The following is an 18,589-nucleotide window of genomic DNA, read 5'->3' as shown; positions in this document are numbered from 1 at the left end:
CTATTTATGGGTACAAAAATAAAAAGTGAATAAATATTCTTTTTTGAGAGGGCTGTCGGTTACAGTCTGTACGGGCCGGGCGTTCCGCCGATGGGCGAGATGGTCGGCAACATCAATGAGAGAAGCCGGCAATGCCGGCTTCTCTCAGCTCTTATCGTGATCAGATACTGTTTGGGTTGCGGCCCCAAAGGCATGGTGCTGAACCAACGAACACCCCGGCTTCGGGGTTTACACCAGCGGATATGGTCACGCTCATCTTATGCCAGAGCCCGAGCCAGCAGATGAATAGGATGCTCGCAGCGAAACGCCGTGCTCATCTCGATCTGCCATTTACAGGTCTCGCAATCGGTGATCACCAGATCGGGGGCCAGGCGGTTGATTTGATCAAACAGCCCTTCGCCGATGGTCTGGCTGGTCTGGTAGTTCTCCGACTTGAAGCCGTAGGTGCCGGCGATGCCGCAGCACTGGGAGTCCAGCACGGTCACCTTGACTCCGGGGATGGCGCGCAGCAGCTCAAGGGTATAGATGACGCCGCCCATCTTCTCCATGTGGCAGGGGGTGTGGTAGGCGATGTGCAGATTGAGCGGCTTCATCGCCGGTTTGTTGCCCTTGTAGAACTCGTTCCACAGGAAGCGGGTTACCAGGGAGATGCGATCCCGCACCTTGTGGTTGTCCTGCTCCAGCAGGTGGGGGTATTCGTCCCGCAGGGTGAAGCCACAGGTGGAGGAGGTGGCCAGCAGCGGCATCTCATTGCCCAGCAGGGAGTTCTCCATCTGCTTGATATTAAAGGCCGCCTGCTGCTTGGCCTTGTCCATGAAGCCGTTGGCAATGAGCGGTACGCCGCAGCACTTCTCCCGCTCCAGCAACTGCACGCCGATGTTCATGGCGTTGAGCACCTGCACCAGCTCCTTGCCAAGCTGCGGGTGGTTGTAGTTGACGTAGCAGCCGTGGAAGTAGGCAATTTGGCGATCATAACTGGCCTGGGTCGCCTTCTGCTTTTTGTACCAGCCGCGGAAGGTGCCCTGGGAGTATTTGGGCAGATCGCGGTGGGAGGAGACCCCCAGCGCCTTGTCCAGTACCAGCTTCATCGGCTTGAGGCCGGTGGTGAAGTTGACCACCGGCGCCATCAGGGTAGACATGCTGCCCATCAGATCGGTGTGGGAGAGCACGAACTCGCGGATCCCCGGTTTGAAACCGCTGTACTGGTGTTTGGCTTTGGCAATGATGTCACCGATGCGCACCCCGCTCGGGCAGGCTACTTCGCAGCGCTTGCAGTTGGTGCAGTGCTTGAGGGCGCTGTCAAAGAGCTCCGGGCTCTTGATCCGCAGGCGCTCGCCATCCGGGCCCGCCTGTTTCGGGCCGGGGTAGGCGGGGTTGGCCTTGGCCACCGGGCAGTAGGCGGTACAGACGGTGCATTTGATGCACTGATCGAAAGTTTGGTTGGCGTGATCCAGTAGCATGTCAGTTCTCCTCCCGTAGGGTGTGAAGGCACGGGATATGGGACAAAGTAATCATTGGGCCGCGCCCAGAATATGGCCGGCAGCCTGCCAGCCGGTGGCAACGGCAACGCCAGAGCCTGAGCCCTCTTTAATGGGGTCGTAATGGGCCAAGACACTGCCCGCGCCATAGAGGTTGGTGAGCGGCTTGCCGCCGCGCAGCACTCTGAGCTGGTCGTCGGTCTTGACCCCGAATCCCATAAAGGGGTGATGGTCAAACAGGCGACGACCGGCCCAGGCATCGCGCTCATCCAGACTCAGCACATCGGCATCGAAGATGGGCTCGCGAATGCCACGCAGACGGGACTCCAGCCCGCGACTAAAGAAGCTGCCGGAGGCGAGCACGAAGTTGTCCGCCTCGAACAGTTGATCATCGCCATTCTGGGTATGTACGCCGACCACCCGATCACCCTCGTAACGGGCGCCCAGCACCCGCTCGCTGGTGAGGAAGGTGCCGCCAAGGGCCATAAAGCGGCGCTTGAGGGCTTCCTGCATCCGCATCCCGATCAGTGATGGCGGCATGGTCGCCACCTCCTTGATGGTGCAGCCGGTACGCTGCTCCAGCTCCGCCAGACGCGGGCCAACCAGCCCCAGCGACAGGCAGGCGGGCAGCACGATATGGCTGCAGCCCGGTTCGCCACTCTCCTGCACCATGCGGCTGATCTCGCGGGCCAGGTCCGCTACCAGATGGTGTTTGTCACAGAGGCGCGCGATATCGGCGGAGCGAAACTCGTGGGGATTGCGGCTGAATTCCGCCAGCTGGGGCAGGCGGATTTCGCCGGTCAGAATGCGGCAGTGGGCAAAGCGGGGATGGGTCGCCAGATTGGCGGCCGCCAGTGCCGGATGAAAGTCGCGAAAGCCCTCGAGGGTGGCCAGCAGCAGTACATCCGGGATCGGTGCATCTGTGACACAGGCACAAGTATCGGGGGAGAGCCAGGTGCGCTTGAGGGTACCGATGGGGGTCAGGCGCTGGTGATTGGTCTCGTGGCGCACCAGTGGCAATCCCTGTTCGGCGCAGTGGCGCTGCAGATCGGCCAGGCTCGCTTCGATATTTTGCATCCCCACCTTGCTGTAGGGGTGATCCGGATGGGCTGCCATAAAGGCAGGCAGCGCAGCGCGGGGATCCCCCTCACTTTCGAGCAGATCGACCGAGCCGGAGGAGAAGTGCAGGGCACTCTGGCCGGAGGCCATCAGCAGGGTCTTCTGGCCCGCCTCCACCAGCCGCAGTGCTGCCGAGAGTCCCGCCATGCCACCGCCGATAACGATATTGTCAAACTTCATGACGGCTCTCCTTGTGAGTGGTCTCGCTGGTTGGGCCGCATGGGGTATCGGCAACCAGCTGTGGCGTCGTCCATTCCCCCAGGCCAAACAGCCCTTCGTAGATCCAGTAGGTAAACTCGGCCTCGCGCAAGGCATCGCCCCACAGCACCGGGCGGGTGCCCTTGTAACGCTCTTCCAGGAACTGGCGCAGCATGACGCAGGCCTGACGACCGTCAGCCTTGCCATACTCCTGCATCAGGCCAGCGGCGCGATAGGCGCACAGCTCGCCTTGGCAGGGGCCCATGCCGAGGCGGGTGCGGCGGCGCAGGTCGATGAGGTTGTCCACATCCAGCTCGCGCAGGGCGTATTCGATTTCACCCGCGGTGACCATTTCGCACTCGCAGATGAGGGCATTAGCCTTGGGATTGTCACGGAAGAAGGCGATGACCCGTTCGCCGTGGCGGTATTGGGCTGAGCCTTCGACCGGCACCGAGAGGCCGGGGGCTGAGACCTTTTCCGGATCCCGCGAGCCGGGCAGGCTCAGTTCGGCGGTCTGGCAGGGTTTTCTGTTGCCGAGTTTCTTGGCCAGCAGATCGGTGGCCCACTCCGCCATCAGGCGGTAGGTCATCAGCTTGCCGCCGGTGATGGTGTTGAAGCCCTTGAGGCCGTCGCGCTCGGCGTGATCGAGCAGCACGATGCCGCGACTGATGTTGCGGCCGGTGTCGTCACCGTCCACCGCTACCAGCGGGCGTACCCCGGCGTAGGCGCGCAGCAGACGGGTGCGAGCCATGATGGGAGCGAGCTTGATCCCCTCGCGCAACAGCACCTCCACCTCTTCGGGTTCGACGGTGAGCTGGTCAATCTTGTTGTAATCGATGCGACTGGAGGTGGTACCGATGAGGGAGATGGTATCGCCCGGCACCAGAATGTCCGCATCCGCCGGTTTGCGGGCTCGGTTGAGCACCAGCTGGTTGATGCGGTAATCCATGATGAGCAGGGAGCCCTTGGCCGGGAACATGCGGATGCCGAGATCGGCGTATTCGCAAATTTGCTGGCCCCAGATGCCGGCGGCGTTGATCACCTCCTGACACTCCACCTCGAACGCTTCGCCGGTGCGGGTGTTGATCGCCTTGACCCCGTGTACCCGATCCTGAGTGCGCAGTAGCCCCAGCACCTTGCAGTGGGTAAAGATGCGCGCGCCGTGCTCTTTGGCGTCCAGCACGTTGGCCGCGGCGAGGCGGAACGGGTCGACCGTGCCGTCCGGCACATGGATGGCGCCGATCATCGCCGGGTTGGCGTTGGGCTCGAGCAGCAGTGCTTCGCGGGGATCGAGCTGGCGGGTGTCGATCCCGGCCAGGGCGCAGGCATCCATAAAGGTGGTTTGGAAATTGATGTCATCTTCCGGCAGGGTAAGGAAGAGGCCGCCCGTGTCTTCGACACAGTGGCTGGCAATCCGCTTGAGGATGCGGTTTTCCTGGATGCATTCGCGAGCTGACTCCTGATCCGTCACCGCGTAGCGGGCACCGGAGTGGAGCAGGCCGTGGTTGCGGCCGGTGGTGCCGGCGGCGATATCATCGCGCTCGAGCAGGATGCAGTCGATGCCGCGCAGTGCGCAATCGCGCATGATGCCGGCCCCTGTAGCACCGCCGCCTATGATGACGACTTGTGTAGTTATTCTTTTCATTGTTGCCCGTCTCATCTCTTCCAGATGAGGCCAGTGTGGCCTACTTCTGAGTGGAAATGTTTGATATGGGCCAAATTTGCGTTCGCAAACGCTCATTTTCCCGCGCGTTAATGAGCATTGTGTGACATTTATCACGCTTGTTATCGCATCGGTTTATGGGCAGCTGGCAAATAACAGGCACAAAAAAGGGGCATCGGATGCCCCTTGTCACTGTTTGACGAGTCTGGTGGGTGTGTGATGGGTCAGCCGCAGCACTTCTTGTGCTTTTTGCCGCTGCCACAGGGGCAGGGATCGTTGCGGCCGGTTTTGGGCGGAAGGGGATCGATCTCCCCTTCGGTGTAGACCCAGCGCCCCTGATAACGCACGAAGCGGGAGCGCTCATGGAGGCAGTGGCGCTCATTCCCCTCCAGAAACCAGGCTTTGAACTCCACCATTCCGGATTCATCCTCCGGGTCGCCCTGGCTGGCGATGATCTCGAGACCGTCCCAGCGGGTGTCGATGCGAGAGAGCTCTTCGCCGGTGAGGCCGCCAAGGTGGGCGGGGTGCCAGCTATGGACCAGATACTCCCCCAGACCAAGCACAAAAGCGCTGTAGCGCGAGCGCATCAGCTGCTCGGGAGTTTGGGCGGGCGCGCCGCGGTGAAGTGAACCGCAGCACAGTTCGAGAGAAAGGGTTGAGCCGCAAGGACAAAGATTCATGATTTTCACGTTCTGGCCGATTTGTTTAAGGGAATTGTAACGAAAGCTGGGCTAGCCCTACCAGCACCTATACTGATGAGTAGGCTAGGAATTCCAATAAAAACAGCTGCAAGGATGTGAAAGATGACGCTAAAACAGAAAATCCTGTTACTGGGTGCAGTCCCCGTACTGCTGATGGCCCTGGTGGTCAACCTAAGTAACTACATGGTCTCCAAAAGCGCTCTGGAGTCTGAGCTGGTGGTGGCGAGGGAAGATGCCATCAAGGAGCGCAAGGCGCTGCTCAGCAGTTACATCATGATGGCCAAAACCGCCATCGATGCCGTTTATGCACTGCCGGATTCACCGGAGAATCGGCAGAAGGTCAAAGAGTTGCTCAGGCCACTGCGTTACAGCAGCGATGGCTACTTCTTTGTCTATGACTTTGAGGGGAACACTGTATTGCTTCCGGTGCGTGCCGAGCTGGAAGGGAAAAACCGCTGGAACGACAAGGATGCCAAGGGCAAGTTGCTGATCCAGGACATCATCAAGGTGGCCCGTCAGGGGGATGGCTTCTCCGAGTACTGGACGGCCAAACCCTCTATCGGTCGCGATGCCCCCAAGCTGGCCTTCAACATGGTGCTGGACAAGTATCAGTGGGTCATCGGTACCGGTTTCTATATCGATGATATCGACAACGATCTGGCCGCCCTGCGGGCAGAGCGCGAGAGCAATATGCACGCGTCGCTGCAGAGCAGTGTGCTGGTGATCTTGCTGATCCTCGGTATTACCCTGGCGGCTACTGTGATCGTGGGGAATCGTGTCACCAAGCCGCTGGCAGATGCCGTGTTGGCATTGAACGATATTGCCAATGGAGACGGGGATCTGACCCAGCGGCTCAAGGTGCAGAGTGACGATGAGATCGGGCAACTGGCTAGCGCCTTCAACCGCTTTGTCGAGCGGATCCAGTCGGTAGTGAGTCAGGTTGGCGAGACCAGTAACCACCTCTTCACCGCCGTTGACAAGCTGCACCATCTGAGTGAGCACTACGACAAGCAGATGCATGGTCATAGCCGGGAGACCGATCAGGTGGTGACTGCGGTGACCGAGATGAGCTCCACCGCCCAGGAGGTGGCTGCCAGTGCCTCCAACGCGGCGACGGCAACCAGTGATGCAGCCCGTGAATCGGACGCCGCTCGTGGTGTGGTCAGCACGGCTATCAACAGCATCAACCGACTGGTGGGGGAGGTGCATACCGCGGCTGGCGTCATCGCACAGTTGGCCCAAGAGACCGCCAAGATTGGTTCTGTGGTCGAGGTTATTCGCGGCATTGCCGAACAGACCAACCTGTTGGCGCTGAATGCGGCGATCGAGGCTGCTCGGGCGGGCGAGCAGGGCCGCGGTTTTGCGGTGGTGGCGGACGAGGTGCGTTCGCTGGCCGGTCGTACCCAGCAGAGCACCAAGGAGATCAATGAGATGCTCCAGCGCTTGCAAGGGGGGGTGAAGCAGGCGGTGGATGTGATGCAGGCGAGCGAGGATCGCAGTCAGGAGACAGTGCAGGAGGCGAGCCATATTGCCAGCTCCCTCGACAGCATGGTGATGGCGGTCAGTACCATCAACGACATGAATATTCAGATCGCTACCGCTGCCGAAGAGCAGCACGCGGTGTCGGAGGAGATCAACAAGAACCTGGTAGCCATTCAGCAGATAGTCAGCGAGCTGACCGACGCAGCCATGGAGTCCAATAGCACCACCCGCGATCTGGCCAATACCGGTGACAAATTGCGCAAACTGGTCTCCCAGTTCCGTTATTGAGCCCGACCATCTCGGTGATATTCACTCAACAATGCGGTCTGAACCCCGGTTCAGACCGCGCTTTATTTGGGGATCGAGCAATAATGTGTGAAAATCGGTGGCCCCAGTTTCAGCCCTTAATCCATACCCTATGAATGAGATCGTGAAAGGCAGTATCGATTTGATCCGTCAGCTCAACTATGGCCTGGTCTATGCCAGTCTGGAGGAGCACAAGGAGCTGTCGCGCACCGATCTCTCCCGCCTGACCGGCCTCTCGCCAGCCAGTATCACCAAGATCACCAGGGAACTGCTCGATGGGGGTCTGGTGGTCACCTGTGGTGAAAGTTCGGTGGGGCGCGGCCGTCGTCAGACCCTGCTGCGTATTAACGAGCGCCGCTTCCAGTTTCTCTCCATGCGTCTTGGCCGTGGCTACGTGGATATGGCGCTGTTCGACTTTTCAGGCCGCTCCCTGGCCCGCCATCGCCACCTCTTTACCGAGCTTGAGCGTAACGACCTGCTGGGCAGCTTAGTACATGCGATCCAGGGGTTCTTGCCGAAAAAGTCTCTCAATCTGGCCTGTATCGCTCTCTGTCTACCCGGACAGGTAGAGCGTCACTCCGGTATGGTCAAACATTTCCCCTTCTATGATCTGCGCAACTGGCCGTTGGGGCCGACCTTGCAGGAGGTGTTCTCGGTACCTGTGCTGGTGAGTGGTGATGTGCGCACCTGGATCCAGGCAGAGCGGGAGTGGGGGGCCGCCAAAAATTGCGCTGATGCGGTGCTGGTGTTTGTCCACAACGACATCGGGGTTGGCATGGTGGTCAATGGCCAGCTCATCGAGAGCGAGAATGCGCTGCTCGGTGATCTCAGCCACCTGCAGCTCGAGCCCTATGGCCAGCGCTGCTACTGCGGCGGCTTTGGCTGCGCCTGTACCCTGGTGACCAATCAGGCGCTGGAGGCGCAATACCGGGATCTGCGCGAGCGGATGCAGGAGCATGACTTGCCCGAGAGCGTTACCATCCGCGAGCTGTGCGAGCTGGCGCTGGCGGGCAACAGCCTCTGTCAGGATATTCTCCATCAGGCGGCGGGCCGCCTCTCCAAGGTGCTATCCAACCTCATCTGCCTGCTTAATCCGGGCAAGCTGCTGCTGGGGGGCGAGATCACCCGTGCCGATCGGCTGCTGTTCCCCATGCTGCACCAGTCGCTGGCCAGCCAGTTGCCCGCCGAATATCTGGTTCGGCTGCAGATCGAATCCACCCACTTCTACGAAGATCCTACCAAGCCCACCTCGGTGCAGGTGCACAAGGCGCTGCGCGATGGCAGCCTGTTGCTGGAGCTGCTGCGCAGCTGTCAGGAGTCGTAAGACAAGAGGAGTTGGCGCAGTGTCTGGCGAAAAGGGCAGGGATTGCTGTTCCGCCAGCGCGTAACTCGGTACAATCTTGCGCTTTTCCGGCAGTCCCCCTGTTATCGCGCCCTGTGGCGCCGTGACATGTTGGCACCGCTGCCGTTCCTGTTTTGACTCCAGTTGTGAACCTAGATGAAGCCTGTTCCTGATCACGCCGTCAACCGCCTGCGGGCCTGGCGCAAGAGTATCTCTACCCGACCGTTTCTTGCCCGTGGCGGCACTCTGGCCCGCTGTCCGGCCTGTCAGCTGCGCGAGGATTGGTGTGCCTGCGAGTGGCGCCCCGAACTCAAAGCCGAGGCCGGTTTCTGCCTGCTGATGTATGACAGTGAGCCGATGAAACCCTCCAACACCGGTCGCCTCATTGCCGATGTGTTGCCGGACACTACCTGGGCGTTTCTCTGGTCACGTACCCAGCCCCATTCCGAGCTGCTGGCCCTGCTGGCCGATCCTGTCTGGCAGCCCTATGTAGTCTTTCCCGCTTGCGAGAAGGAGCCTGCCCGCCTGACCGGCGAGGTGACGCTGGCACCCGGCAAAAAGCCGCTCTTTATCCTGCTCGACGGCACCTGGCCGGAGGCGCGCAAGATGTTCAACAAGAGCCCCTATCTGGACGGTTTTCCGGTGCTCGCCATCAAACCCGATGCGCTCTCCACCTACGGCATGCGGGTCGCCAACTGCGACGAGCACCTCTGCACCGCCGAAGTGGCGGCCTGTGTGCTGGAAGTGGCGGGAGAGCTCAAGGCGGGGCAGGCCTTGCAGCACTGGTTCAACTTGTTCAGCAGCCGCTACATGGCCGGTCGGGTCAGCCGTTTCCCCGGTGCCGATGAGGATCATCTCTGTGAAGCGCTGTCGGCCATCAAGGAAGCGAACGTCGCTTCACCGGCTTGCTAACGGACACTTTGAGGGTTGGGCCAGGGGCGTGCCCGTTCTAATTAATGAAAATCAGGAATCAATTGTCTGCCACTGTTTCGTTAGATTCATGGTCAGTGGCCCGCTAGGATAGCGAACAGCCTGTGCAGCCCCCCGCACAACGTCGCTTTGGTTAGCTCCGGTTGCTCGATCCTTCGGGCAACCCACTCTCGAGAGGTCTATGGATGGAATTGGAACTGGTTACCCTGTTTGCCCTGTTCGGTGTGGCGCTTGTTGCCGGCTTTATCGATGCCATCGCCGGTGGCGGTGGTCTGCTGACGGTGCCGGCCCTGCTGGCCACCGGCATGCCCCCCGCGCTGGTGCTCGGCACCAACAAGCTGCAGAGCAGTTTTGGCTCCTTCTCCGCCACCTGGTTCTATGCCCGCAAGGGGTTGCTGGAGTGGGCCATGATCTGGCCTGCGGTGATCTGCACCTTTATCGGTGCGGCTATCGGCACGCTGGCGGTGCAGACCATAGACGCTGCCATTCTCGAGCGTCTGCTCCCTTTCCTGCTGATGGCCTTTGCCTGCTACTTCTACTTCTCGCCGCGGGTAAGCGATGCCGAGAGCTCCCGTCGTCTCACCCCCATGCTGTTTGCGCTGCTGGTAGGGGGCGGTGTCGGCTTTTATGACGGCTTCTTCGGGCCCGGCACAGGTTCGTTTTTTGCCATTGGTTTCGTGGCGCTGGCGGGCTTTGGCATGGCGCGCGCCACCGCCCATACCAAGCTGCTCAACTTCACCTCGAATATCGCCTCCCTGCTGTTCTTTGCGCTCGGTGGCAAGGTGGTGTGGAGTGTCGGCTTCTGCATGGCGCTGGGGCAGTTTATCGGCGCCCGCTTCGGCTCCAAAATGGTGCTGAAAAAAGGTGTGAAGCTGATCAAGCCGCTGCTGGTGACCGTCTCCCTGCTGATGTCCGCCAAGCTGGTGTGGAGCCAGTATCCCGAGCTGTTTGCCTGGATCTGAGTTGTGGCGACTGTGTGACAAATCAGATGTTTACGGGGCCCTCGGGCCCCGTTGTCATATCTGGTGTTTTACAGAGCTAACGTGGTAAGTCGCTGCGGTGGCGAAAGTGTTGGTGCAGGGCGCTAACCAGCCTGGCGATCCGCTCGCGCTTTAGGCTGTTTGGCCGGTAGACCAGATGGAGGGGGCGGCCTAGCCCGGGCAGTGGGCGGGCCATCTCCCCCTGTTCGCCCACCAGCCCCAGCAGGCCAGCGGGGAGCAGTACAGGGCCAATGCCTGCCTTGGCGAGTTCGATGAGCGCCAGATAGGAGTCGAGCTCCATGGCGGGCTCCAGCCCCAAATAAGCCAGCGGTTCGCGCAGGTAACGGTTGGAGGGGTTCTCCAGATCCATGGTGAGGATCTTGCACCTGCTTTCTGCGCTGGCTGGCGGCAGGCTCTGCTGCGTTTCGCCCACCAGATAGAAGGGCTCCTCAAGCAGCAGATCGGCGCCGAGGCCATGGCCGGGTGGGAGCCGACCGGCGCAGATGCCGAGCAGGGCATCACCGCTGCGCACCCGCGCCAGAATGACCGGCGTGTGGTGAGTGGAGAGGGCAAGGTGGGGATCGCGCTCCAGATAGTCGCGCATAAAGTGGGCGAGATAACCCGCCAGCAGGGTTTCAGAGCAGGCGATGGGGAGGGGGCTCTGATCCGCCAGATCCTGACTATCGGCCAGCACCCCCTTCATTTCGGCCAGACTCGGGGCAACTCGTTCCAGCAGCTCCTTGGCCTGCGGGGTGAGGCGGATCTGGCGCCCCTCCGGCTCGATCAACTTCTTGCCAAGGCGTTGCTCCAGCTGGGCAATCCGCTTGCTCACCGCCGACTGGCTGATATAGAGGCGACTGGCCACCTTGGCCATGGTTCCTTCACTTGCCAGCAGGCTCAGCGTCTCCAGCCCTTCCAGTAACATCTCGCCCCCTTGTTTATCGCCATCAGGATCGTCACAGATTGATCAGCGCTACCTTAGGGGCTGACTGGCTCAGGAGCAAGGGTCGTTTGCTGCCTTGGCCGGTCGAATGCGCCACTCGCTCAAGGGCGGCGCGAAGATCACCAGATTGCCGATCAGGCTGATCACCACTCCGGCCACCGAGACCGGCTGCCAGACAAAGCTTTCATAGAAGGTGGAGAGGGTAAGCGCCACCAGCGGAAAGAGCACGGTGGCGTAGGAGGCCTTGCTGGCACCGATGCGCCCCACCAGCGTCAGGTAGGCGGTAAAAGCGATCACCGAGCCAAACAGGGCGAGGTAGACCATGGCCGCCAGATAGTGGCCATCGGTCGGCACAACCAGTTGCTGCCCGAGCAATGTGACCCAGCCCAGCAGCAGCACCACGCCGTAAACCATGCCCCAGGGCACCAGTTGCAGTACGTGGTAGCCATGGCGCTGGCCCCGGGCCGAGACCAGATTGCCCAGCGAAAAGCAGAGGGTGCCGCCGCAGGCGAGCAGCAGCCCCTGCCAGGCGTTTGCACCCAGTTGCGCATCCGCCAGCACCGGCCAGAACAGTAACAGGGTGCCAAAGAGTCCCAGCAAGGAGCCTTGCAACCAGCGCAGGGTGGGGCGCTTGCGCTCGAACAGCCAGAGGTTGATGCCGTTGAAGATGCTGGCACTGGCGAAGATCACCGCCGACATGCCGCTCGGGATATAGCGTGTGGCGTGGTAGAAGCAGAGAAAGTTGGTGGAAAAGAGCAGGGCACCGAGCAGCGCCGCATAGCGCTGGCCATGCCACGGTAGGCGCGGAAAGCGGCCGCTGGCAGTGAGCAGGGCAAACAGTGCCACCGCCGCCAGCAGGAAGCGATAGAGCACCGACACCTCGATGGGGATGGGGCCAAGTTGCCAGGCGATGGCAATCCAGGTGCTGCCCCAGATAAGCACGGTGGCAAGATAGAGCATCAGATTCATCACAGTTCCGGTGAGTCAGGGAGAGATGACCCACTATGGGGCGAGCCCTTATGGCTGGATTGCACCATCTTGCGGTTTTTCATCGTCACGCGCTGTCATCTGCGGGCGCGGTCGGTAAGATGGATGGCAGCGGGATAACCCGTACACATAACCGTAACAGGCGGCAGGGGCGAATGAAAACAGCAGGGGTATTTGATGCACTGGTCAGCACCGGCGCCCGGCTGGAGGACGCCTGCTGGCTCGAACCCGGGCTTGGCGTCGCCAGTTGGCGCAACTGCTATGACCAGACCCGCTATCACAAGCCGGGCCACCACACCCTGAGCGTCTATCTGCAAGGAGGCGAGCAGACCGAGCGACTCGATGGGCCGGGTGGCCACGGCGGCACCGGCAAGGTGTGCATCATGCCGGATCACCACAGATCCGAGTGGCTGGTGCGCGAAGAGTTTCGCTTCTTTCATCTCTACTTCACCCCGGCTCACCTCACTCGTATCGCCGAGGAGGTGTGTGACAAGGAGGGGCGCAACCTGCAACTGGTGGACAAGACCTTTATCGACGATCCGCAGGCGGCCGGACTGGTGCAGCGCCAACTGATGCAGCTTCAGTGGCAGCACGGGGTCGATCGGCTGGCACTTTCCCACGGCGCCTGGATGTTGATCCTCCACGCCTATCGCCACCACACCGAGGAGGCTCCCGGTCTGCCGCCTCTGCGCGGCGGGCTGGCGCCGGTGGTGATCAAGCGGGTGCAGGAGTATCTGCAGGCCCATCTGGCCGATTCGGTCACGCTGGCAGAGCTGGCCCAGCAGGCGGGGCTGAGCGAGTATCACTTTGCCCGCATGTTCGGCCAGAGTCTCGGCTGCCCGCCCCACCGCTATCTGCTGGGGCTGCGGCTCAAACGGGCCAAGCAGCTGTTGGCCGGCCCCGAGCCGCTGGCCAGTATCGCCAGTCAGTGTGGCTTCTCTTCCCAGGCCCATTTCGGCAATCGTTTTCGCGAGGCGTTTGGTTTGACGCCGGGGCAGTGGCGGGCGCAATTGTCATCTTCTCGTCACAGATAACCCTGAGACTTTGGACAAAAGAGGTGTACTCTCTACCACTTATCCATTGAAAGGAATGCCCATTGAATTATCGCAAACGTCAAATCCGTACCCGTCATCTCTGGTTCAGCCACTGGAATGCCCCGCAAGATCGCACCGCTGTTGTTACCCCTCCCGAACCTGCAGTGCCTCACAGTTCACGTTGAAAAAGCCCCGCCTGCGATAGGATTTTTCCGGTAACTTTGCCACTATTGCCCCATCACAATGATGTGGACATGGCTGGATGTTTCTGGAACGTATTGAAGTCAAAGGTTTTCGCGGTATAAATCGCCTGTCGCTCGGGCTGGATCAGACCACAGTATTGATCGGCGAGAATACCTGGGGTAAATCGAGCCTGCTGCGCGCCCTCTGGTGTCTGCTGGGGCAGGATGCCGAGCCCTATCAGTTCACCGCCGAGGATTTTCACCAACCGGAAGATCCCGAATTGGCCCCGGCGCGCCACCTGCAACTGGTGCTCACCTTCAGTGAGCACAGACCCCAGATGTGTCAGCACTCCCGTCGGCTGGCCCGTCTTTGCCCCTCCTGGGTGCTGCACAAGGACAAATTCCACCGCATTCACTATCGTGCCAGCGCCGAGCTGCAGGCGGATGGCTCTGTGCTCACCATTCACGACTTTCTCGACGGGGTAGGCAAGAGCTTGCCCATCGCCAATACCCACGAGCTTGTCTGCATGCTCATCACCATGAACCCGGTGTTCCGGCTGCGGGACGCCCGTACCGCTCGCAACGGGGTGGAGACATTGCAGTGGGGAGATCTCTCCGAACATCGCTTGAGCGAGCTGGCAGACAAGCTGATCGACGAACCCCAGCGGATCGGCGAGCCGGAGCTCAAAGAGGCTTTGCAGGCGGTGCGCCAGCTGATGGATCACTACTTCAACGCCCTGGCCCCCATCAAGAACAAGCCGCGCAGTCAGCGCGACATCATCAATCGCCCCATGACATTGCGCAATCCGGGCAACCTGCATACCCTTTTGCACCGCGCTGATAACCGCGCACTGCAGCTGGCGATGGCGGGGATGGCGGCTACCCTGCTGCAAGCGCGTGGCAACCGCGAGTTGGAGGAGGGGGCCCGTCCCATCATGATCCTGGAGGACCCTGAGAGCCGGCTGCACCCGACCATGCTGGCGCTGGCGTGGGGGCTGCTGGAACAACTGCCGGGCCAGAAGCTGCTCACCACCAACTCGGGGGACTTGCTCTCTTCCCTGCCGCTCAATCAGGTACGGCGGCTGGTGCGCCGTCAGCAGGATATCCTCTGTCACCAGCTGGGGGGGGAGCGTTACAGCAGCGACGATCTGCGCAAGATCGCCTTCCACGTGCGGATCAACCGCCCCATGTCGCTGTTTGCCCGCTGCTGGCTGCTGGTGGAGGGGGAGACCGAGATCTGGCTGCTCTCCGAGTTGGCGCAGATCTGCGGTTACAGTCTGCGGGCCGAAGGGGTGCGGATCATCGAGTTTGCCCAGTGCGGCCAGTCGCCGCTGATCAAGGTGGCGCGGGATTTTGGCATCGAGTGGCACTTGCTGACCGATGGCGACGAGGCGGGGCTCAAGTATGCCACCTCGGCCCGGGGCCAGCTCAAGGGAGAGCGGGAGCGGGACCGACTGACCCAGCTCCCTGCCGCAGACATCGAGCACTACCTCTATCACAACGGTTTTGAAGCTGTGTTTCGCCGCGAGGCCGGGGTGGGCGGGCGCGCCATGTGGAGCGCCAGTCACATCATCAATAAGGCGATCCATCACCGCAGCAAGCCGGGAATGGCGCTGGCGGTGGTGGAAGAGGCTGAGCGGCTCGGCGCCGAGCATATTCCACCGGTGATCCGCCAGATGTTTGCCCGGGTGGTGGCGCTGGCCCGCGGTCAGGGCTAACGCCACCACCGCATCCCGTCACTATGGACATGGCTGCCAGCAGGGCGCCCTTCAAGGTGGGCCTTGCTGGCGGCAAATTGCCCCGGATTGTTTGCCCACGATTGTTTGTCGCGATTGGGGATAGCCGCCGGTTTGGGTATACTCGCCCCTCTCTGGCGCCCCGGTGGCGCACCTCGAATCTTTACTGCTGGAGGCGTCGTGTTCGTCCAACTCCCTTTTTGGCTCTTTCCCCTCACCGGATTGATGGCGCTTGGCGCCCTGATCGCCCTCGGTATCGTGCTGTGGCGCGGTGATATCTGCCCTGGCCAGCGCTCGCGCATCAGTCAGCAGCTCTTCTCCATCTGGGTTATTACCGCGCTCTCCCTGATGCTGGCGGTCGAGGCCAAGGCGGCCAGTTGGCTCATCTGGAGTGGTGGGGTTGCACTGGTGCTCGGGGTTGGCTTGTCGCTGGCCCAGTCACGGCTGGAGGGCAAGCGTTCAGTCCCCTCGACACTGCTCTGGCTACCGGCGTTGCCGCTCGCTCTCTATGGCATCGGGTTGCTGCAACTGCAGGGCTGGGTGAGCGGTCTGCTGCAGATGGCGATGCTGGGGGCGGCTTTTGCCCATCTGATGCTGCTGCGGGCCCGTCATCGCCTCAAGGCATTCAATACCCTGTTGCCGCTGGCCGGTCTGGTGGGGGCGATGGCCAGCCTTGTCTGGCTGGCAGTGCTGGTGGGCTGGCAAGGGGGGGAGGCCAATCTCGATGCCCTGATCCCGGCTGTGGTGACCCAGGCAGCGCTGCTGGTGGCCTCTCTGCTGCTCTGGTTCAGTCCGCTCTACTTGCATCGTGATACCGCGCCAGTGGTGGTCTCTACCTCCCTGTGTGGCCTGCTGATCGCCCAGATCGCCGCCACCAGTGTGTTGCACCAGCTGATCTGACACTGGCGCTGAAAAGAGAAAGCCCCGAGCCAACACTCGGGGCTTTTGTATATCTGGCTTGCAGGAATCGCAGCAATCCATTAGCAGCAATCAAGCAGCAGCTATCGATCAATAGAAGTCGTCGGCCCCGCAGATAAAGAGGCAACTGCTGCGCGGCTGGGCGAGATACTCCCGGGTCAGCCCCTCCAGCGGCATGCCGAAGGTGCAGATATCTTGTGGCGAGGGGAGGGCGGTATCGAGGATCCGCCGCCAGTAGCCGCCGACCCCCTTTGGCGGGCTCGGCAGGTTGAAGGTGAGGGGCTCCCAGTAGGCGTTGAACAGTACATAGAGCGCCAGCTTGGTTTCGCTCGACAGCGCCGACATGGCGATAGCGTGGGAGTGGGGGCTGAAATCCGGTTGCCCGGCGTTGACCCCGTGCCAGCAGATCTCGCTGTGGCGCAGGATCTCGGTGAGCGACAGCGGCATGCTCTCCTGCTCCGGGCGCTGGAACAGGTGTTTGCGGTACTGGATCAGCTCCTTCATAAAGCGGAACATCTCCTGACTGCGGGCATTGGGCAGCCAGTTCATCCAGCAGGTGGCGTTGTCCTGACAGTAGCCGTTGTTGTTGCCCCGCTGGGTGCGCAGCAGCTCGTCTCCCATCAGCAGCATGGGGGAGCCCACCGAGAGCAGGGTCGCTACCATCATGTTTTTGGCCTGGCGCATCCGCAGGGCGTTGATCTGGGGATCTTCCGTCACCCCTTCATGGCCGTGGTTCCAGCTGAAGTTGTGATCGCAGCCGTCACGGTTCTCCTCCCCGTTGGCCTCGTTGTGCTTGCTGTTGTAACTGGCCCAGTCCCACAGGGTAAAACCGTCGTGGCAGGTAACGAAGTTGATGCTTTTCTCGGGATCGGCGTGGTGATAGTGGTAGATGTCGGGGCTGCCGCAGAGCCGCTCGACAAAGGCGGTGACGCTGTTGTCATCCCCGCGCAGAAAGCGGCGCACATCATCCCGAAACTGGCCGTTCCACTCACGCCAGCGGGCGCCGGCCAGTGACCCCACCTGATAGAGCCCCCCCGCGTCCCAGGCTTCGGCAATCAGCTTGATGTCGGCGATGTTGGGGTCCGTATCTATGGTGCGCAAGGTTGGCGCATTGGCCTGCGGCTGACCCGATTCATCCCGTGACAGAATTGCAGCCAGATCAAACCGAAAGCCATCGACGTGCATCTCCTGACGCCAGAAGTGGAGGCTGTCCATGATCATCCGCAGCACCACCGGATGGGCGCCGTTGAAGGTGTTGCCGCAGCCCGAATAGTTGGTGTCCTTCTGGTTGTTGTCGAGGATGTAGTAGGCCTCGTTGTCGATGCCGCGAAACGAGAAGGTGGGGCCATCATCACCCCCTTCGGCGGTGTGGTTGTAAACCACGTCAAGGATCACCTCGATATTGGCCTTGTGCAGCGCCTTGACCATGTCGCGAAACTCGGTCAGCGGATCATCGCCGCAGGCGTATTGGGCGTGGGGGGCGAAAAAGGACATGGGGCTGTAACCCCAGTAGTTGGAGAGTCCTTTGGGCGCATCCTGAGGATCGAACTGGAACACCGGCAGCAGCTCGACGGCGGTGACACCGAGAGACTGCAGATAGGGGATCTTCTCAATCAATCCGAGATAGGTGCCACGCAGCGCCGGATCGACTCCGGAGCTCGGGGACTTGGTAAAGCCCCCCAGATGCAGCTCGTAGATCACCGAGCGGGAGAGGGAGTGAGCGGGCAGTTTGTCTCCTTCCCAGTCGTAGTGGCGAGTATCGACCACCTTGTTCTTGGCGCAACAAGCTAGGTTGCTGCCTGGACGGGCCGCCGCCCATCGATCGTAATTGGCGCCAAGCTCGATGCTGCGGCCGTAAGGGTCGAGCAACACCTTCTCGGCATCGAAGCGGGTGCCGCCATATGGGCGCCACGGGCCCTGAATGCGATAGGCGTAACGTTGCCCGACCGAGATCCCCTCCACATGGATATGCCAGTAGTAGGCGGTGCGATTAAGGCGCGGGGAGAGGGGGATCACCTCGGGGGTCGCATCGTCTGCGCTTGCGAAGAGCAGCAGTTCGACCCTGCTGGCGAGGCGTGCCCAGATCGCGAAGTTGACGCCGTTACTGTCGGGTGTGGCCCCCAACTGACGGCAGTGACCGGCGGAGATGCGCATATTCTACCTACCCAAAATGAGGAGTGTTCACCTTATTGAGTGTAGTGCCGGATGCTTGGTGAGGACTCGATTGCCTGAAAAAACAGCATGATGCTGCTAATGACCGCACTATTTGTCCGATTAATCTACGAATAAACTTTTTTTGAGATATTTACTTGCAATCTGTGCGCTGGCGCCTATTATTGGCGACCTCAGACGCGGGGTGGAGCAGCCCGGTAGCTCGTCGGGCTCATAACCCGAAGGTCGTCAGTTCAAATCTGGCCCCCGCAACCATCTGAGACCCTGACCAGTCAAGCCGGTGTAACCGGTTGGTGGAAAAGGAGAAATCGAACTGGCTACTGCTCGGCCACTTCGAGAAAAATTCGGACGCGGGGTGGAGCAGCTCGGTAGCTCGTCGGGCTCATAACCCGAAGGTCGTCGGTTCAAATCCGGCCCC

At 61.0% G+C, this 18,589-nt stretch carries 14 protein-coding genes and 1 tRNA gene; 8 read left to right on the top strand and 7 right to left on the bottom strand.

All coding sequences use genetic code 11. From position 1 onward, the window contains the following. Positions 1-257: 257 nt before the first annotated feature. The 4 genes from glpC to G5149_RS06155 form a co-directional block, all read right to left on the bottom strand. A complete protein-coding gene (glpC, locus tag G5149_RS06170) occupies positions 258-1,460 on the bottom strand; it encodes an anaerobic glycerol-3-phosphate dehydrogenase subunit GlpC (protein WP_005346066.1) in 1,203 nt (400 codons plus the stop codon). A 51-nt stretch (positions 1,461-1,511) separates the two neighbouring features. Further along, positions 1,512-2,777 carry a glycerol-3-phosphate dehydrogenase subunit GlpB gene (gene glpB / locus G5149_RS06165; RefSeq protein ID WP_005346064.1) on the bottom strand — a complete coding sequence of 422 codons (1,266 nt, stop codon included), beginning with the start codon at positions 2,775-2,777 and terminating at the stop codon, positions 1,512-1,514. Further along, positions 2,767-4,440, bottom strand: coding sequence for an anaerobic glycerol-3-phosphate dehydrogenase subunit A (gene glpA / locus G5149_RS06160; RefSeq protein WP_005346062.1), 1,674 nt, complete (start codon positions 4,438-4,440; stop codon positions 2,767-2,769). The genes glpB and glpA overlap by 11 nt, the downstream gene beginning before the upstream one ends. 242 nt (positions 4,441-4,682) lie before the next feature. Beyond that, positions 4,683-5,138 (bottom strand): YchJ family protein, encoded by a 456-nt coding sequence (locus G5149_RS06155; protein ID WP_080592824.1) that lies wholly within the window; start codon positions 5,136-5,138, stop codon positions 4,683-4,685. 123 nt (positions 5,139-5,261) lie between these two features. Between G5149_RS06155 and G5149_RS06150 the strand changes: the two genes are divergently transcribed. From G5149_RS06150 to G5149_RS06135, 4 genes are all read left to right on the top strand, one after another. Continuing rightward, positions 5,262-6,929 carry a methyl-accepting chemotaxis protein gene (locus tag G5149_RS06150; protein WP_005346058.1) on the top strand — a complete coding sequence of 556 codons (1,668 nt, stop codon included), beginning with the start codon at positions 5,262-5,264 and terminating at the stop codon, positions 6,927-6,929. Positions 6,930-7,059: 130 nt separating this feature from the next. Continuing rightward, positions 7,060-8,271 (top strand): ROK family transcriptional regulator, encoded by a 1,212-nt coding sequence (locus G5149_RS06145; protein WP_005346056.1) that lies wholly within the window; start codon positions 7,060-7,062, stop codon positions 8,269-8,271. Positions 8,272-8,445: 174 nt separating this feature from the next. Further along, the gene (locus tag G5149_RS06140) at positions 8,446-9,201 is read left to right on the top strand and encodes a tRNA-uridine aminocarboxypropyltransferase (RefSeq protein ID WP_005346055.1); all 756 of its coding nucleotides are present in this window, start codon (positions 8,446-8,448) and stop codon (positions 9,199-9,201) included. Between the two features lie 203 nt (positions 9,202-9,404). Next, positions 9,405-10,181 carry a TSUP family transporter gene (locus G5149_RS06135; RefSeq protein ID WP_005333472.1) on the top strand — a complete coding sequence of 259 codons (777 nt, stop codon included), beginning with the start codon at positions 9,405-9,407 and terminating at the stop codon, positions 10,179-10,181. A gap of 76 nt (positions 10,182-10,257) precedes the next feature. On the opposite strand, the gene G5149_RS06130 is transcribed toward G5149_RS06135, so the two are convergent. Next, positions 10,258-11,124, bottom strand: a complete 867-nt coding sequence (locus G5149_RS06130; RefSeq protein WP_421212065.1) for a LysR family transcriptional regulator — start codon at positions 11,122-11,124, stop codon at positions 10,258-10,260. 69 nt (positions 11,125-11,193) lie between these two features. Next, the gene (locus tag G5149_RS06125) at positions 11,194-12,111 is read right to left on the bottom strand and encodes a DMT family transporter (protein WP_421212063.1); all 918 of its coding nucleotides are present in this window, start codon (positions 12,109-12,111) and stop codon (positions 11,194-11,196) included. Between the two features lie 173 nt (positions 12,112-12,284). Between G5149_RS06125 and G5149_RS06120 the strand changes: the two genes are divergently transcribed. The 3 genes from G5149_RS06120 to G5149_RS06110 all read left to right on the top strand — a co-directional run bounded on the left by G5149_RS06120 (position 12,285) and on the right by G5149_RS06110 (position 15,981). Then, a complete protein-coding gene (locus G5149_RS06120; RefSeq protein WP_236285029.1) occupies positions 12,285-13,163 on the top strand; it encodes a helix-turn-helix domain-containing protein in 879 nt (292 codons plus the stop codon). A 262-nt stretch (positions 13,164-13,425) separates the two neighbouring features. Continuing rightward, entirely contained in the window at positions 13,426-15,063 is a 1,638-nt protein-coding gene (locus G5149_RS06115; RefSeq protein ID WP_421212061.1) for an ATP-dependent endonuclease, read from the top strand. 198 nt (positions 15,064-15,261) lie between these two features. Next, complete coding sequence (locus G5149_RS06110) at positions 15,262-15,981, top strand: hypothetical protein (RefSeq protein WP_421212059.1); 720 nt, start codon at positions 15,262-15,264, stop codon at positions 15,979-15,981. A 108-nt stretch (positions 15,982-16,089) separates the two neighbouring features. Here the strand turns inward: G5149_RS06110 and glgX are convergent, their stop codons facing one another. Continuing rightward, positions 16,090-18,153 carry a glycogen debranching protein GlgX gene (glgX, locus tag G5149_RS06105; protein WP_058058466.1) on the bottom strand — a complete coding sequence of 688 codons (2,064 nt, stop codon included), beginning with the start codon at positions 18,151-18,153 and terminating at the stop codon, positions 16,090-16,092. 196 nt (positions 18,154-18,349) lie between these two features. On the opposite strand from glgX, the gene G5149_RS06100 reads away from it, so the two are divergent. Beyond that, positions 18,350-18,426: transfer RNA gene (locus tag G5149_RS06100), tRNA-Met, on the top strand. Positions 18,427-18,589: the final 163 nt, after the last annotated feature.

The sequence above is a fragment of the Aeromonas sp. 600479 genome (assembly GCF_049175515.1).
GTDB lineage: Bacteria > Pseudomonadota > Gammaproteobacteria > Enterobacterales > Aeromonadaceae > Aeromonas > Aeromonas veronii_A.
This window is presented reverse-complemented; position numbering and strand designations above follow the sequence as displayed.

Bases quoted from the DNA above. Each gene is read 5' to 3' on its own strand.
- glpC (WP_005346066.1), bottom strand. From the start codon at position 1,460: ATGCTACTGGATCACGCCAACCAAACTTTCGATCAGTGCATCAAATGC.
- glpB (WP_005346064.1), bottom strand. From the start codon at position 2,777: ATGAAGTTTGACAATATCGTTATCGGCGGTGGCATGGCGGGACTCTCG.
- glpA (WP_005346062.1), bottom strand. From the start codon at position 4,440: ATGAAAAGAATAACTACACAAGTCGTCATCATAGGCGGCGGTGCTACA.
- G5149_RS06155 (WP_080592824.1), bottom strand. From the start codon at position 5,138: ATGAATCTTTGTCCTTGCGGCTCAACCCTTTCTCTCGAACTGTGCTGC.
- G5149_RS06150 (WP_005346058.1), top strand. From the start codon at position 5,262: ATGACGCTAAAACAGAAAATCCTGTTACTGGGTGCAGTCCCCGTACTG.
- G5149_RS06145 (WP_005346056.1), top strand. From the start codon at position 7,060: ATGAATGAGATCGTGAAAGGCAGTATCGATTTGATCCGTCAGCTCAAC.
- G5149_RS06140 (WP_005346055.1), top strand. From the start codon at position 8,446: ATGAAGCCTGTTCCTGATCACGCCGTCAACCGCCTGCGGGCCTGGCGC.
- G5149_RS06135 (WP_005333472.1), top strand. From the start codon at position 9,405: ATGGAATTGGAACTGGTTACCCTGTTTGCCCTGTTCGGTGTGGCGCTT.
- G5149_RS06130 (WP_421212065.1), bottom strand. From the start codon at position 11,124: ATGTTACTGGAAGGGCTGGAGACGCTGAGCCTGCTGGCAAGTGAAGGA.
- G5149_RS06125 (WP_421212063.1), bottom strand. From the start codon at position 12,111: ATGAATCTGATGCTCTATCTTGCCACCGTGCTTATCTGGGGCAGCACC.
- G5149_RS06120 (WP_236285029.1), top strand. From the start codon at position 12,285: ATGAAAACAGCAGGGGTATTTGATGCACTGGTCAGCACCGGCGCCCGG.
- G5149_RS06115 (WP_421212061.1), top strand. From the start codon at position 13,426: ATGTTTCTGGAACGTATTGAAGTCAAAGGTTTTCGCGGTATAAATCGC.
- glgX (WP_058058466.1), bottom strand. From the start codon at position 18,153: ATGCGCATCTCCGCCGGTCACTGCCGTCAGTTGGGGGCCACACCCGAC.